Raw genomic sequence first — 15,610 nt, 5'->3', positions numbered from 1 at the left:
AATTTTACCAAAACACTTCAGATCTCAGATGAGGAATACATCGGCCTGGGAGTGAACCTGGGCTACACGCAGCAGCGTGGAGATTACAGCTCCCTTGATCCGGGTGATCCTGCCTTTCAGACGGAACAATATGGAACATTGTTGTACGGATTGTCAGCGTCATTAGTGAGACCTGATCGATATTATGTAGGCGTGTCTATGCCACGTTCTATTTTCGGATCAAAGGAATCCAACTATGTGCGTCAGTTTGGTCGTGACAATACGTTTTATGTATCCTCGGGAGTGATCTTTGATCTGGACAATCAGATGTACATCCGTCCGAGTTTACTGGCGAGTTACCGTCCTGTTACAGGGGTTCAGTTTGATGGTACAGTGATGTTATTCTTCCATGAGAAATTCGGTATCGGAGGAGGTTACAGACAGCGTGGAGATCTTATGGGAATGGCTGAATTCAATCTGGGCAGACTTCGGGTCGCTTACAGTTATCAGCAGAACCTGAAAAACAGTGATTTGAATCGTTACATCGCTAACAGTACCCATGAACTGGGACTGTCTGTGCGATTCGGAAATCAAAGCAGATCAAGATTGTAATTATAACATATCCTAATAGAGAAAAGAGGTTCTGAAATTTCAGAACCTCTTTTCTGTTTATACCGACCCAATCCATCTAATTTTCAAGGAGAGGAATTATAACAAACAGTTGGCGGGGACGCCAACTGACGCAAGAGATGGTAAAATCCAGTTCCTTGCATTTGCTGCCGTTCTCACCAGCAATTGGAACAAAAGTGAAACTTATAAACTTTATTAACCTTTTCAACTCTATCAACTCCACTAATCAACCTCTCTGCCTTTCAGGCATCTCTCCTTTGGAAGGGGAGAGAAGTAATAACAAACGGTTGACGTGGACGCCAACTGATGCAAAACAGCCCACTAATCAATCTTTCAGTATCTGCCAAACTAATTCCCTCTCCTTTTTAAGGAGAGGGTTAGGGAGAGGTTTCTAACATAACTTATTCTGATATTCATGGGGAAATCTCGTATTCAGAACTTTAAATTTTCTTTTCAGAGATACTTCAAAGTACATGACTATCCCTGATTTCGGGGATTGTGCAGCATATGCCGATTGGCTAACTTTGAAGCATAATGATTCGCACCTAAGCGAATACATTAGTATCCTCATGGGGTATGTGTGTTGAATAGTAAAATACTGCATTGTACACCTGATCAGACGGTCAGGTGTCACAGTATAAGATACATCCTGTTAAAAGACAAGTAAGATATGAATGGTAGATTGAATATAATTTTAGCTTTTAGTTTTACATTTCTGATTATTCTACAGGCAGAAGCCCAGAAAATAGCTCAACGGATACCCAAAGAAGCCGGTTTTGTAACAGTAATCAATACAAAAGAGATTCTAAAACACAGCAATGCCAAATTGCTAAATGAATTGCTTATTAAGATTAATTTCTTTGATACTTTCCAACAGCGAACAGGACAAAAGTCTGTTAGTTTGGAAGATATGGGGGTAGATTTGGAACAATATAGCTATCTGTATAGTAAGAATACAGATAGTATATCCTGTATAGGTTATATTTTGCCCCTCAACAATCGGGATAAATTTGAAGCTATACTGCCTGACACAATTGAAAAAGTAGCGACTGAAAGCGGATTCCTGAGAGCAAGAGATATTAACGGCACTTTGTTAGCCTGGAACAAGGATGTACTCTATGTCCTGTCAGGTGGAATCAATGCTAATTTTTTCTATAGCGATTCTGTTGCAACACGTTATGGAATAGATAATATAGATATGGCAGCAATGCCGGTCTACATAGAAAACGGTTCTTATGATAAAGTAGCAGATGCTGCACCCGATTCAATTTACAGCTATACAGAAGAAGGCATTGATAGTTTAGAAACTGTAGAACAGCCTGACTCTGCTTCATATATCACTTTTGGAGATATTCGTGATGAAAAAGAAGTGACGTTTGAGGCATATGATTTTGACAGAGAAAGTACCGATACTATCAATGTAAATGATATCTGGACTGAAGAGGATAAAAATTATTCAGATTCTATAGCACGCATACATGAACGTGCACAGCAAAAAAATGATTCCATCCGGAATGTACTTGAAGTCCGATGGATGGATCAGGAAATGCAGAATTTATTATCGGCAGATCATAAAGGATTAGATGAAAAAACGTTAAAAGGAATTCATGAAAAAATACCATTAATGCGCGCCTGGGTCAAAAATGTAGATGAGCTGTATCTGGGTTTGTTACCATTAGCCTATATGAGCTCCCGGTACTATGGATTCAAGCCATACTATTTCAGATATGGATATGGCCAGGCTTTTGTTGATCTGCAACTCGAAGAGCATACACTCAAACTAAAGACAAGAGTAGATTTGGATAAAGATCTGCTTCAGGTTGCCAGGCGTATTTATAACCAAAAGCCCAATCCTAAGTTTTTCCGTTATTTCACAGCACAAACAGTTGGGTTTCTATCCTTGAATATCAATTCAGAGGCCTACATAAAGGAACTGCCCGAATATATCTCAAAGCGCTTCGGTTATTTGTTTGGTAAAGAAACTGAAATTGCTCCTTTTCTGGCTTTAGCAATGGATGTTGCTTTTGATGAACAGGCATTAGCCAGAATAATGCCCGGCGATCATCTGGTCCTGCTCAACGGTGTGACAAAACTAAAGACAGAATATACCGATTATGAGTACAACAATGACTATGATCTGAAAGAAGTGAAACGTACAAAGGAAGAAACGGTTCCACGCTTTGTATGGATGTTTACATCAAAAGATCAGCGGCTGCTGGTAAGAGGACTGCAACTGGCTGTGGCTATGAAAAAGGCTGTTGCAAATAATGATATCTATAAAATTGAACGAAATGGCGGTCGGGATATGCCCATATACATCATGTATCAGGAAGACCTTGTTTTTGTATCTAACGACCGAACAGATCTGGAAGGAATAAGAGAGAGTAAAACTAAACCGGTAGGAAATAAGCATTTTGAAAGGATAATAAAGGATAATAAATTTTCTGCAGTAATGCAGACCAATCGTATTCCGGCACTGTTGCGGGATATGGATATACCCGTATCACATGATTGGCGCACAGAGGTAGATGAGCTAGCCGGATATGGTGATGTAATGATCACTTCCAAAGGGATTGTTAAGGATCAGATGGTAGGGGAAATAAGTGTTTCTTTTCCTGAACAACAGCGGAATGGATTAGAATTTCTATTAATGAAATTGATGCTGCAGCTTTCCGAAAAAAAAAAGACGATAATTAGGTGAATATCTTTTCAGATTGTAAGCGTAAGCAGTGTTTTATGCATTAGTTTTGAAATAAGCTTTGGGCGATTGACCAATGTATTTATGAAAATCCTTTAATAAATGATTACTGTCATAATAACCGATTCTATAAGCAACATCATTAAGCGACAGGGAGGGACACGCTTCGAATAATGTGTAAGCCTTTAAAAAGCGGTTTATCTGTACATATTGTTGGGGTGCCAGTCCTAAGTGTTTCTTAAAAGCACGTTGCCACCATTTGTAATTTATATGTAGAGTAGTGGGAGTGGAGCTTTGCTGTATTTGTTCCAGTCTTTCCTGTAGTAGTGCAGGAACTTTTACTTCAGGAAGAGGTTGGCAGGATAAAAAATTTACAAGACTTTTTATCTGGCATTTTGCATCTCCAAGATGATAATAATTATGTATAAATGTGCTTAAAATAGGATCAGTAGATTCTGTCAGATCATAAGCAGGTTGATAATCAAAGTAATCTGACCGGAGACCGAAAAGCTTAAAGAAAACAGGAGCATGAAAGCGAACAATCCGGATCGTACCTTTAAGCTCTGCCGATTGTAAAAAGACCTGTTGTATGTTGCCTCCGCAGACCCACGCCGGACCCATTGTAATCTGTAAAGCTGTACTTCTGATTGTTATTTTATCAGATTGCGAAGGCATAAGGATCAGAGCGGGATAGCCGTCACTGAACAAAGCAACTTGATTGCACAGCATAGTTCCGTCAAATTCATAAACACCCTCAACATACCGCTCAAGCCCGCTATCGAGAGGAATTTGAATATAACTTTCTTTGTTTTGTGAGCGTATAGCAGTTAAAAAATGTATCGGCATCACAACAAAGTTAGTAAACTGTAATGAAATGTCCGGATTTTACGATTTATCTCCAACATCTGCTTCTTATTTTTGTTTCTTATCCATAAGGCAATAATATATGATTATATCCAATGAGAATGAATTAGAGAAAATGAAAGCCGTAAGTCAAGCAGTAGCTGTGACTTTAATGAAAATGAAGCAATATGCCAAACCGGGCATATCGACTCAGGAACTGGATGAATATGGTGGACATGTATTGAGAGAATTCGGTGCACAATCTGCTCCCCGATTGACCTATGGTTTTCCGGGTTATACTTGTATAAGTCTCAATAATGAAGTAGCACATGGAATACCTTCTCCTTGTAGAATCCTTCAGGATGGAGACCTGATCAATATTGATGTTTCTGCTGAGCTTGACGGATATTGGTCTGATAATGGCGGATCTATTGTCGTAGGAGAGGATCTGCATGGACATACTCCTTTGGTAGAAGCTTCAAAAAATATTCTTTTATCTGCTATATCCCGTATTAAAGGAGGAGTCAGGATCAACGAAATTGGTCATTATATTGAAACCGAGGCCAGAAAAAAAGGATATCTGGTCATCAAAAATCTGGGAGGTCACGGCTTAGGGAAAGCATTGCATGAAGAACCGTTTGACCTTTTGAATTATAAAGATCCCGATGACAGAAGACGTTTTAGAAAAGGAACAGTTGTCGCTCTCGAAACATTTATCAATACGCACTCTACATTAGCTATTGAGCAACCGGATGGATTCACGCTGTTAGGTAATAAAGGTGGGTTTGCAGTTCAACATGAGCATACTCTTGTCGTTACAGATGAAAAGCCCATTATACTGACAGCTATGGAATAGTAAAAGAATACGTATTACCGGATCTGTTTCAGGAGTAAAAATCTTTATCTTTTGTTCTTACCGAACTGAATTTTTCTTAATTTAATTCGTCTAAATCTTTTGTCGTAAAAATCAATTATAGAAGTATGACCATCGAAGAACTTTTTAAAGAAAAAGAGATCAAGTCTAAAGAGAAAACAGAGACTATCAGTAACTGGCTGATAGATAAGTCACTTACGGTTGATGAACTTCTTGTTTTTGCTGAAAATCAAAAGAACCCGGTAAAAGCAACCTGTATAGAGGCTTTGGAATATGTTACGCAATGTCATCCGGAATTTGCTGACGAATATATGCTGCTGTTTGTAACGCAAACCTTGCGTTCGAAAGCGCCTCGTGTAAAGTGGGAAAGTGCAAAAGTTATTGGGAATATTGCTCATCTGTTTCCTGCAAAATTGAAGGAGCCTATTTCCAATTTGCTGGAAAATACGGCACATGAAGGGACTGTAGTACGATGGAGTGCTGCATTTGCATTGGGCCAGATCATCAAATTGAATACAGAATTTAATGTGACATTGCTGCCTGCGGTGGAACAGGTCTGCGACCAGGAGCAGAAGAATAGCATTCAGAAGATCTATCAGGATGCATTGAAGAAAATAAAAAACTAAATCCGGAATAGAATTGTAATGTAAAAGTATAATTTAAAGTTTCAGACTAATGGAAAAATTTAAGGTAGATTACAGCGAAATGTCTCACTTTAAGGGTATACGGATATTATATGAATATCTGGAAGAAGGATTGGATTATGCCCGTGAAAATGGCATTCGTGAGGTTTGTATCTGGACGGACGGAGATTGGAGTAAGCTGCCGGTTAATTTTGACTTTCTGAAAGACAGAGATTTTATTGAAACTTTTCATTGGCTAGTTCCGATGTCAAAAAAGTCAGATATTAACGGATTAAAATACATGCAGGGATTAAAGAATCTGCGCTGGAGTGCTGCAGGAGAATTTAATCTGGATCTGTCGATATTTCCGATTGTCGAAAAACTTAATATTGGCTATGGACCGAAAATTAGCGGATGGGATAAGCTGACATCTTTGAAAGAATTGTTGATTGGTGGTGTTAAGTATGCTGACCTGTCTTTTCTGAAGCATGCTGTCAATCTGGAATACCTGCGTATTATTGGCGGATCATTTGAATCTATAGATGGTCTCGAAAATTGTAGCAAACTCACTACGCTTTTTCTCCAAAAGTGCAATGCATTAAGCAGACTTCAACCTACTATTCATCATCTGGACCAACTCCAGCAACTGAATCTGGAGGGCTGCAAAAATCTGAATACAGAAGAACAACTTGCAGGATTGACAATAAAACACATATCTGTTTTGTAAATTTTCTGTTTTACTTTTTCCCAATATAAGATGTACACTGATGCTTAAATGTAGAGAAATATTAACATATTGAAAGTGTCATGTCGGAAAAACACATAGAGTATATTCCTGAAGCGCACACTTACTTAAAATATGAGGATCATTATTTTGATTTCACCAAACGAAATTCTTCACCCGGTGATTTTGTAAATGATCTTCTCTTTGAAACCGAAATTCAGCCCACTGAAATAAATCAGCATAAAATCCAAATCCACAAATCATTTTTACGAAATTGGCTTAATGAAAATAAGGATGTAAATTATTCACTGGATGAACTTTGGCAGATAAGAGAGCAATGTATCCATGCATTATCAGAATAAATTAACTGAATATCTTTATAATCTCTAAATTTTGTATATGTCAATATCAGCCTTTGTTTAATTGGCTAGCTTTGTTCTGTAGGTTAGGCTGAAGCAAATCCCACTGATTGCCATAAAGGTCTTCGAAAACAGCCACCTTGCCGTATAGTTCTTCTTTCACAGGGCGTACAAACCGGACTCCACGCTGTTGATAAAGTGCATAATCTCTTTCTAGGTCATCTGTAAACAGAAACAGGAATATCCTGCCGCCTGTTTGATTGCCTATGCTAGCGGATTGCTTTTCATTGCCAGCTTTTGCCAGTAATAGACAACATTCATTTGCACCTGGAGGTGCTACCAAAACCCATCGTTTCTCCTCATCTAATGAAGTATCTTCTACCAATCTGAAACCCAGTTTTTGGGTGTAGAAAGTAATAGCTTCGTCGTAATCACGCACAACAAGGGCAATATGGGCAATCCGTTGATACATACTATTTTTTATAAGTACTAATAATCAAAAATAACAATTAACACCAAAATTTATCTCCAGGATCTATACATTAAAGTGTATTGCCCTTTCTAGAAAGCATCAGCATGTTGATGATCGTGCTTTAACTTATTAAGTCACAGAGGACGATTGCCTAGAGGGAATTTATGGTGTGTGAAAAATATTTTGAAAAGTAAATTTATTTTTTGTATTGAAATTTTGTTGTATATTAAATACATAGTTTGAATATTCTATTATGTGTTGTTTTATGCAGCTAATTAGGACATGTAGTGCTAAAAATCCTCACTTTCGATAAGCTTCCGAACCTTTAGTGGTAATTTTACAAGAACCCAACAAGCCAAATAATTAATGAAATTTTCTACTTAAATTAAATAAATATGACAAAAAGAATTTTAATCATGATAAGTATTATTGGAATAATGCTATCAGCCTGTAATTTGACAAAAAAAGCAAACGAAAAAACAATCTATATCGGAGCAGACACAAAAGATTGTGATGCAGGTGTTTTGCAAAAAGAATGTCTTCAGGTAAAATGGATGAAAGACCAAAAAGAATGGGAACTTTTTTATGATGATATTGAAGGGTTTAATTACGAAAAGGGATATGAATATGAATTAGCAGTCACCGAAGAAAAAGTAGAAAATCCACCAGCCGATGCTTCCTCTGTGAAATATAAATTAGTTAAACAGGTAAGTAAAACTAAAAAATAAAACTGCACACAAAAAGAGTCTTTCCAATAGTTGGACGGATTACTTTGATTGGGCATTTGCTGAAGTGTTGTGACAAGTGGTGCAAGGTTCAATAGCCATAATTCTATTGAATTTTTGCACTAAAAATCCCCGCTTTAGGCGAGTCTCTGACCGTTAGTGGTAATTCAGACCAACCCTAAAAACAGAAAGAAGTATATGGAAAAAAATTTCACGAAAGATTATATTGAAATTTCTAATGAATTCAGAAAATCTGATGCTTCAAAAGAAAGCGTAGAAAAATTATATGACTTACTTTATGACTTACAAAGTTCAAGCAGGACAAAAAATGATGACTTGACACTTTCAAATTTATACAGTTTGTTAGGGTTTCATCAATCAGCTTACGAAATTTTTAAATCAGTGACTGACTTGACTGATCGAAAAAATACGTCTAAACTTTATGTGTTGGAAGAAAAAGCCAAATCGCATAAAAATGATTTTATCATTAAGGATATCAGAAAGTTTAGAGAGCAAAATGAGCGGACTAAACTTTTGATAACTGATTTTTTAGTTTCTACAACGGAAGAAAGCAAGGTTGCAATTATTGACAAAGATGTTGTTATTTTCAATAAGGTAGTTAAGAACGATAAAGTAGAAATATTCATTTATGGAGAACATAAATTTGAAAACTTAACAGACAAGATAATAGACTACATTTTTTGGTTAGGCGACTGCAAAAAAGAGTTAATAGAATTTTACAACAAGGAATTAAGTGAAGATAGTGGTGAAGAAGCAGACAAAGATTGGTATGACACTTTAGAAATTTACAGATCAAGAATAATTGTTGGACAAAACGGAAATCTTTATGCCGAAATTTCGGGCGGCGACGATTTTTCTCAAGACCACATTTTGGACATTGAAATTGAAAACGAAACAATAACGGCAATGAATTATGATGGATAAACACCTATCGCTCTAAAAAGCATCTGAAAAAAATGAGCTGAAGTACTTGTATGGAGTATTCTTCAGAATTGTAGGGGCAAATAGGCATGTTTTATCCCTATCCCATTCGGCTAGCTATGAAACGTTAATATTGAGTAGTTGGACCATAATAAACGGCGAAAAAATAGAGAAAACACTTTCACAATAAATAGTAAGTGAATTAATTGAACAACCATCACTCACCCAATACATGCAATTAAGCTAACGGCCTATTCGTTCTTATTTTTCAATAATTATACTTACTCACGCTCACTCTGAAGTAATCTTTGCCGTATACAAACATCAAGATGTTCAGTGATGGAATGTCAAATGATTAAATAGTATTCAATGAGTAGGATAGAAGCCTTTAAGTTTACTCACCGAATTACTCACTTGTTTTTAGGGAATTGGTGCAAATTTTGGGATGTCTTGTAAAAGTAAAAGCCTCAACGAAAGTGGAGGCTTTCTCTGTGACCCCGCTGGTACGAAACTCGAACTCCTTATTGGAAGATTGATGCCATAAAAAGCGACCGTTATCCAGATCATGGAAAGTGAAATAGAGCGTATCAAGAATGACCTCGATTTACAGCATTTGATACAGCAGGAGTGAATTTGTGCCCATTCACCGTTAAAAATTAATCCAAATTTTCTATCTTTGTGGTCTGTTATACTATATCTAACATATTATCTGTGTCTTACTCGAAAGACAACTCTAAAAACAGAGTGATTAACGCATTGAAATCTTTTGATTTTTAATGCACAGATAATCCTGTCGACTTATTTCTTAATCTTAAACAAAACAAACGATTATCAAATCGATTGCATATCACTTTTGCGGTGTATTCAACATTTCAAATATGATGATACGATGAATAAAAATGAATAGTAAACAGTTAATAAGTAGAGATATAGAGCTATTTTACAATAGAGCATCCGAAGAAACTCGACTTGACAAAGGAATGGGAGTATTTGAATTTGAAAGAATTAAATCACTCTTAGAAAAATATATACCAACTTCATCTTCAAAAATAATAGACATTGGTGGCGGTACGAGAAAGTATTCGGAATGGCTTGCTAAAAAAGGACACCAAGTTCATCTGGTAGAGCCAGTTGCAAAACATATACAGATAGCCCAAAACAGAGCGAATAGATTAAAGAGCAAGTTTTCTGTACATTTAGGAGAAGCTCGGAAATTGGAATTTCCAGATAATTATGCAGACCTAATCATACTGCATGGCCCTCTTTATCATCTTCAAAAAAAGGAGGATAGAGATTTAGCTATTTGTGAGGCTAAACGTGTTTTAAAGAATGGTGGGATTATTTTGGGTTTTGCCATCAATTATACGGCATCAACATTGGTTGGTCTTTTAAATGGCTTAATTCACAAAAAACCATTTTTCGAAATGTGCAAAGAAGAATTAATAAGAGGTATGCACAATCCGCCCGATGATTTCCCTTGGCTTTTAGCAGAAGCATTTTATCATAAGCCAGAACAGCTCAAAGATGAATTTATAAATCAAGGCTTAACCTATCTAAATACGTATGCGGTTGAGGGTATGGCATGGCTGGATAAAGAATACTTTGCCAATATGCTGAATAACAAAAAGCAAAGAACATTAATGGAACTTATTCAAGTTACTGAAAACGACAGCTATCTTTTACCCTTTAGTCCACATATGATGATAGCTGTGCAAAAAAGATATAATTATGGAAAATAAAGAAAAATATTACAAAGCATTCATAGAAAATGACGGTCAACTCAATGAAATTGACCTCGGAGAAAAAATAGGACTTGATGAAGATGAAACAAACAAAATAATTGTACAGCTTCTATCTGAACATAAAATTGAATATACAGAAAACAGAGCGTGTAATTATAGCCTAAAGAAAGAAAGGGTAAGAAAGAAAAATGACAGCAGGTAATGATAGCTAAATTATACAATTGAAACCTCTCATAGCGCACGTCTTGTGTATTTGGCCCGAGGCTTAGGTGCCTTTTGCATTTATAGCTTTTATTAGCCAACCCTTCTATTAACAATCAAATAGCATAAAAACAAAAAAGCCTTTCAGAAATGAAAGGCTTTTGAACTTCTGTGATCCCGCTGGAGTTTCCTTCGCTATGCTCAGGATAAACTTCTCATCTCAGTCATGCATATAACAAAAAACCTCTTCATTTGCATGAAGAGGTTTGGATGTGATCCCGCTGGGATTCGAACCCAGGACCCATACATTAAAAGTGTATTGCTCTACCAGCTGAGCTACGGAATCCTTTCTTTTTATGAACCGTTTCCGTTTCTGAAAGTGATGCAAAGATAGAATTTCTGTTAATATCCTCCAAATAATGCCTGCAATAAAATTTGATTTTTCATGTAACTGCCTAAAAGCTAAAAACATTAATTTGAAAAATTATCTGCGTGCATGGATCATACGGTCTGCTCCATGCATATCTTTAATCAATTCTACTCTTGAAAATCCTTTTTTTCGTAACATATCTGCCGTTTCGTGGCCATAGTACTGATTGATCTCAAAATAAAGATCACCTGAGGGTTTCAAATGAACCAAAGCAAATGAAGCAATAGTCTCATAAAAGAGCAGAGGTGCACTCTCCTCTACGAAAAGAGCGAGATGCGGTTCAAATTCCAGTACGTTGCTATGCATTTCCTCTTTTTCCTTAGGGGTGATATAGGGAGGATTGCTGACAATAACATCATACACTTGCGCTGTGAACAAGTATTCCCATTCCAGAATATCAGCATTAACAAAATGAATATCTGTTTCCATACTTTTAGCATTACGCTTAGCCACAGCAATCGCTTCTCTGGAAATGTCCAATGCGCTGACATGAGCAGAAGGCATATGCTTCTTCAGTATAACAGGGATGCACCCACTACCAGTGCCGATATCTATAATCTTTAGCGGAGCAGCGGAATAGCGGTGGTGCCCTATGATCAGGTGTACCAATTCTTCGGTTTCCGGTCTCGGTATGAGTACAAACTCACTGACTTCAAATACTTCACCATAGAAATCAGCCTTTTTCAATATATGTTGAATAGGTTTACGTCTTAGCAGCTCCTGTAGTATACGATCCAGCTGAATCTTTTGTTCTTCGGCAACTGCTTCAGTGTTCCGGACAGTGTATTGCAATCTGTTTATACCTGTCACTTCCTCCAGGGTCAGAAAAAACAGAGACTTAGCCTCTTCCAGATCATATATTTTTGTCAATTGATCTGTAAAGTATTGTTCATAGTATTGAAGTGAGTTCATAGCTCAAAAATACAATTATTCTTAAATAACCATATAGCTGTTATCTGCCATCTAATTGATACTTTTGTATATGAATATGCAAGAGCGATACATGCAAAGATGTCTGGAACTCGCCCTACTTGGTGCGGGTACTGTAAGTCCCAATCCTATGGTAGGAGCTGTGATTGTCCATGAGGATAAAATCATTGGTGAAGGCTATACCTCGCCTTATGGCGGACCTCATGCAGAAGTCAACGCTATTCAACAGGTCAGGGATCAGTATCCGGATTCTGCCGACCGCTTACTGTCTGAATCCGCTATGTATGTCAGCCTGGAACCATGTGCACACTTTGGCAAAACACCTCCTTGCGCCAATCTCATTGTAAAGCACAATCTCAGGAAAGTTTATATAGCCTGTATGGATCCCTTCGCTCAGGTGAATGGGAAAGGCCTCGGAATTTTGAAGGAGGCAGGAATAGAAGTAGAAGTCGGCTTGTTAGAGAAGGAAGCACTATGGCTAAACAGACGTTTTTTTACACGAGTCAAAAAGAACAGACCCTATGTTATCCTCAAATGGGCAGAGACAGCCGATGGATATATGGCAAAAAATACATCCGAACAAGTCTGGATCAGTAATGAAGCCAGTAAGCAACTTGTACATAAATGGAGGTCAGAAGAAGATGCTATACTGGTAGGTACGCGTACCGCACTGATTGATAATCCTTCACTGACAGTGAGAGAATGGGAGGGAAGTAATCCTAAACGTGTTCTCATTGATAAGCATTTGTCTGTGCCAGAGTCAGCAGCTATCTTTTCCGAAGATGCAGACACGATTGTATTCAATGCAGTGAAGACCGACTGGCAGGGACGTGTCAAGTATATCGAATTGGAAAACTATGATTTATATCTGCCGCAGAATATTCTGTATCAATTATATCTGATGGATATACAGTCTATTATTATAGAAGGAGGTGCTAAGACCCTTCAGCTCTTTATTGATGCAGGATTATGGGATGAAGCCAGAGTGATCAAAAGTAAGATATTATGGGAGGATGGCATAAAAGCACCTGTTATTGAAGGGCAGGTGAAAGAACAACATACTGTGGCTTCTGATGATTTTTATTTAATTGTAAAGAAAAATTAGTTTTATTTTAAAGAAATGTGTATTTTTAAGGTATGCGAATACCGGAAAAATTACTTCATTTCATCTGGCGGTTTCGTTTATTTGACCAATATAATCTTCAAACGCTTCAAAAAGACGATATTAAGATACAGGATGTAGGTCATTATAATCTGAATGCAGGGCCTGATTTTTTGCATGCTAAAATAAAAATTGGCAAAGAGGAATGGAATGGTCATGTTGAATTGCATGTCACTGATAAAGCCTGGTATCAGCACCGGCATGATAAGGATAAGTCTTATGACAATGTTATTCTGCACGTTATATGGGATGGAGATGAGGAAGTCAGCAGGTCTGACGGTACTGCTGTTCCTACATTATGTCTTAAGCCTCTGATCAGATCCGATCTTATAACAAAATATGAGATTATCATGGGCCATTCAAATGCCTGGATTCCTTGTGAAAAGCACATCAGCAATGTAGATCCGCTGTTGGTGAGACAGCATTTATCCCGGATGGCGGTCGAGCGTTTTCATGTTAAGTCTGATCTCCTGATAAACCAATTTACCGGCTATGGATGTGATTTTGAAAAAATGGCTTTTGTTATGCTTGCGCGAGCTTTCGGACAAAAAGTCAATGCAGATACTTTTCAGGAACTGGCGGAGCTTATCCCTTTTAAACTGATTCATAAGTACAGGGATGATCTAATAAAATCAGAAGCATTGTTTCTGGGAATAGCAGGCTTTTTAGGAGAAAGTGAAGTTTTCAAAGACAGCTATGCAGAAAACCTTCGCGGGGAATATCAGTATCTTAGAAAGCTGCATGGACTTCCGGAAATGGATAAAAACCGTTGGAAATTTATGCGTATGCGGCCGTATAATTTTCCCACGTTTCGAATTGCACAACTCGTCTCGCTTTACCGGCAGCAGGAAGGGTTATTTTCCTATATTATAGCATTAGGAACACTGGCAGACCTGAAGTTATTATTTGAAAAGATAAAACTTTCTGAATTTTGGGAAAGACATTACACGTTACAAAAGTCTGCTGTGCGGCATACTACTAAAATGGGTGAAATGGCCTCAAGAACACTGATTATCAATAGTATTGTGCAATTATTATTTTTGTATGGTAAATATTTTGATCAGGAGATGTACATTTGTAAAGCTATGGAATGGTTAGAGGAAATGGAAGCAGAATCGAATTCCATAGTCAGGAGTTTTGCCGCTATCGGAGTTACGGCATTGTGTGCAGCAGATTCGCAGGCATTAATACATTTAAAGTCTCATTATTGTGCACTTAAAAAATGCCTGGATTGTCAGATAGGTTTACAGATATTAAAACCCATACGATCATGATAGAAAAGATTTTATACTATTTTGAACAGCAATCGTTCGGTGTATGTGCTTATTTAGGTGAGAAATTCTCAATTTCTATCGCCAAACTAAGGCTGTTTTTTATCTATGCCACGATCATTGGCGCAGGATTTCCGATTCTTTTTTATCTATTCGCAGGTGTGCTTCTTGACTTTCGTGCCTACGTAAAAAAAATGCGCAAGCATTTGTGGGATAGTTGATCGTTATCCCTTAAGAATTTCCGATATTTCTTTAAATCCTTTATCAGCAGCCATGTCGGAGGCTGTAAGTCCCATGTCATTTCTTACCGAAATATCCGCACCGTTTTCTAAAAGCAGGATAATCAGATCTATATTTCCGTGTTGTGCTGCCAGATGCAAAGGTGTGATCCTTGATGATTGCGCAACGTTTACAGAAGCACCAGCCTCTATCAGCATTTTACTTATTGTACTGTTATTGGCATTGAGTGCCGCATGTAGCGGATATACATTGTAACCGTTCTGAGAAGGAATATTAGGATCAGCATGATTTTTCAGCAGAATACGTATAATATCCTCTCTGGAGAAGTGTGTAGCAATCCCCAAAGGAGTAAACCCCTGAGAAGAAAGTTCATCTACGATTTCCGGTTTCTGTAAAATTATAGCTTCTACATGTTGTGTAAGACCAGCTGCACAGGCTTCGTGAATCGTGATCGAAGTGATGTATTTTAAGATGGTTTGAACGATTTGAGTCTTATTGTAGTAGCAGGCCAGCATTAAAGGTGAAATATCATGACTGGTATTCTGCTTTACCAGATCCGGATCGTTTCGTAACAGTAGTTCCAAATCCTGATAGTTGCCCGTTTCAATATACTCTTCTAATACCGATAAACTCATTGAATCTTGATTTAATGATACGAAATAAATAAAAAATTGTTAATTATAAAATGAAATGTTAATAACATTCCAAGTGTGGATATTTTTTGTCCGGTCGGGTTGATTGATTCCGATTTTGATTTTGTTATAC

17 protein-coding genes and 1 tRNA gene are annotated in these 15,610 nt (G+C 37.4%); 13 read left to right on the top strand and 5 right to left on the bottom strand.

Annotation, left to right across the window (positions count from 1 at the left end):
* On the top strand, positions 1 to 591 hold a 591-nt coding region (locus tag B4B65_RS18030; protein WP_293917565.1), incomplete at its 5' end, for a PorP/SprF family type IX secretion system membrane protein.
* A 688-nt stretch (positions 592 to 1,279) separates the two neighbouring features.
* Positions 1,280 to 3,310: a hypothetical protein gene (locus tag B4B65_RS18025; RefSeq protein WP_293917563.1), complete on the top strand. Its 2,031-nt coding sequence runs from the start codon at positions 1,280 to 1,282 to the stop codon at positions 3,308 to 3,310.
* Between the two features lie 33 nt (positions 3,311 to 3,343).
* On the opposite strand, the gene B4B65_RS18020 is transcribed toward B4B65_RS18025, so the two are convergent.
* Positions 3,344 to 4,153 (bottom strand): helix-turn-helix domain-containing protein, encoded by an 810-nt coding sequence (locus tag B4B65_RS18020; RefSeq protein ID WP_293917561.1) that lies wholly within the window; start codon positions 4,151 to 4,153, stop codon positions 3,344 to 3,346.
* Positions 4,154 to 4,253: 100 nt separating this feature from the next.
* Between B4B65_RS18020 and map the strand changes: the two genes are divergently transcribed.
* The 4 genes from map (at position 4,254) to B4B65_RS18000 (ending at position 6,733) form a co-directional block, all read left to right on the top strand.
* Entirely contained in the window at positions 4,254 to 5,006 is a 753-nt protein-coding gene (gene map / locus B4B65_RS18015; protein ID WP_293917560.1) for a type I methionyl aminopeptidase, read from the top strand.
* A gap of 125 nt (positions 5,007 to 5,131) precedes the next feature.
* Entirely contained in the window at positions 5,132 to 5,650 is a 519-nt protein-coding gene (locus B4B65_RS18010) for a HEAT repeat domain-containing protein (protein WP_293917558.1), read from the top strand.
* Between the two features lie 49 nt (positions 5,651 to 5,699).
* A complete protein-coding gene (locus B4B65_RS18005) occupies positions 5,700 to 6,374 on the top strand; it encodes a hypothetical protein (RefSeq protein ID WP_293917556.1) in 675 nt (224 codons plus the stop codon).
* An 80-nt stretch (positions 6,375 to 6,454) separates the two neighbouring features.
* Positions 6,455 to 6,733 carry a hypothetical protein gene (locus tag B4B65_RS18000; protein ID WP_293917554.1) on the top strand — a complete coding sequence of 93 codons (279 nt, stop codon included), beginning with the start codon at positions 6,455 to 6,457 and terminating at the stop codon, positions 6,731 to 6,733.
* Positions 6,734 to 6,779: 46 nt separating this feature from the next.
* Here the strand turns inward: B4B65_RS18000 and B4B65_RS17995 are convergent, their stop codons facing one another.
* Positions 6,780 to 7,202 (bottom strand): VOC family protein, encoded by a 423-nt coding sequence (locus tag B4B65_RS17995; protein ID WP_293917552.1) that lies wholly within the window; start codon positions 7,200 to 7,202, stop codon positions 6,780 to 6,782.
* Between the two features lie 395 nt (positions 7,203 to 7,597).
* On the opposite strand from B4B65_RS17995, the gene B4B65_RS17990 reads away from it, so the two are divergent.
* From B4B65_RS17990 to B4B65_RS17975, 4 genes are all read left to right on the top strand, one after another.
* Positions 7,598 to 7,930, top strand: coding sequence for a DUF4377 domain-containing protein (locus tag B4B65_RS17990; RefSeq protein ID WP_293917550.1), 333 nt, complete (start codon positions 7,598 to 7,600; stop codon positions 7,928 to 7,930).
* A 195-nt stretch (positions 7,931 to 8,125) separates the two neighbouring features.
* The gene (locus B4B65_RS17985) at positions 8,126 to 8,872 is read left to right on the top strand and encodes a hypothetical protein (RefSeq protein WP_293917548.1); all 747 of its coding nucleotides are present in this window, start codon (positions 8,126 to 8,128) and stop codon (positions 8,870 to 8,872) included.
* A gap of 896 nt (positions 8,873 to 9,768) precedes the next feature.
* Positions 9,769 to 10,608: a class I SAM-dependent methyltransferase gene (locus B4B65_RS17980; RefSeq protein ID WP_293917546.1), complete on the top strand. Its 840-nt coding sequence runs from the start codon at positions 9,769 to 9,771 to the stop codon at positions 10,606 to 10,608.
* Positions 10,598 to 10,813, top strand: coding sequence for a hypothetical protein (locus tag B4B65_RS17975; RefSeq protein WP_293917544.1), 216 nt, complete (start codon positions 10,598 to 10,600; stop codon positions 10,811 to 10,813). Before B4B65_RS17980 ends, B4B65_RS17975 begins: the two co-directional genes overlap by 11 nt.
* 272 nt (positions 10,814 to 11,085) lie before the next feature.
* Here the strand turns inward: B4B65_RS17975 and B4B65_RS17970 are convergent.
* Together B4B65_RS17970 and prmC are read right to left on the bottom strand one after the other, a co-directional pair.
* Positions 11,086 to 11,158: transfer RNA gene (locus tag B4B65_RS17970), tRNA-Lys, on the bottom strand.
* Between the two features lie 138 nt (positions 11,159 to 11,296).
* On the bottom strand, positions 11,297 to 12,154 hold the full coding sequence (prmC, locus tag B4B65_RS17965; protein WP_293917541.1) for a peptide chain release factor N(5)-glutamine methyltransferase: 858 nt from the start codon (positions 12,152 to 12,154) through the stop codon (positions 11,297 to 11,299).
* 70 nt (positions 12,155 to 12,224) lie between these two features.
* On the opposite strand from prmC, the gene ribD reads away from it, so the two are divergent.
* The 3 genes from ribD to B4B65_RS17950 are packed head-to-tail and all read left to right on the top strand — an operon-like array spanning position 12,225 to position 14,826.
* Positions 12,225 to 13,277 carry a bifunctional diaminohydroxyphosphoribosylaminopyrimidine deaminase/5-amino-6-(5-phosphoribosylamino)uracil reductase RibD gene (gene ribD, locus B4B65_RS17960; RefSeq protein WP_293917539.1) on the top strand — a complete coding sequence of 351 codons (1,053 nt, stop codon included), beginning with the start codon at positions 12,225 to 12,227 and terminating at the stop codon, positions 13,275 to 13,277.
* Between the two features lie 32 nt (positions 13,278 to 13,309).
* Positions 13,310 to 14,608 (top strand): DUF2851 family protein, encoded by a 1,299-nt coding sequence (locus B4B65_RS17955; RefSeq protein WP_293917537.1) that lies wholly within the window; start codon positions 13,310 to 13,312, stop codon positions 14,606 to 14,608.
* Positions 14,605 to 14,826 (top strand): hypothetical protein, encoded by a 222-nt coding sequence (locus tag B4B65_RS17950; RefSeq protein WP_003001842.1) that lies wholly within the window; start codon positions 14,605 to 14,607, stop codon positions 14,824 to 14,826. The genes B4B65_RS17955 and B4B65_RS17950 overlap by 4 nt, the downstream gene beginning before the upstream one ends.
* A 3-nt stretch (positions 14,827 to 14,829) precedes the next feature.
* On the opposite strand, the gene B4B65_RS17945 is transcribed toward B4B65_RS17950, so the two are convergent.
* Positions 14,830 to 15,480, bottom strand: a complete 651-nt coding sequence (locus tag B4B65_RS17945) for an ankyrin repeat domain-containing protein (protein ID WP_293917532.1) — start codon at positions 15,478 to 15,480, stop codon at positions 14,830 to 14,832.
* Positions 15,481 to 15,610 lie beyond the last annotated feature (130 nt).

It is taken from the genome of Sphingobacterium sp. UBA5789 (assembly GCF_002418355.1).
GTDB lineage: Bacteria > Bacteroidota > Bacteroidia > Sphingobacteriales > Sphingobacteriaceae > Sphingobacterium.
This window is presented reverse-complemented; position numbering and strand designations above follow the sequence as displayed.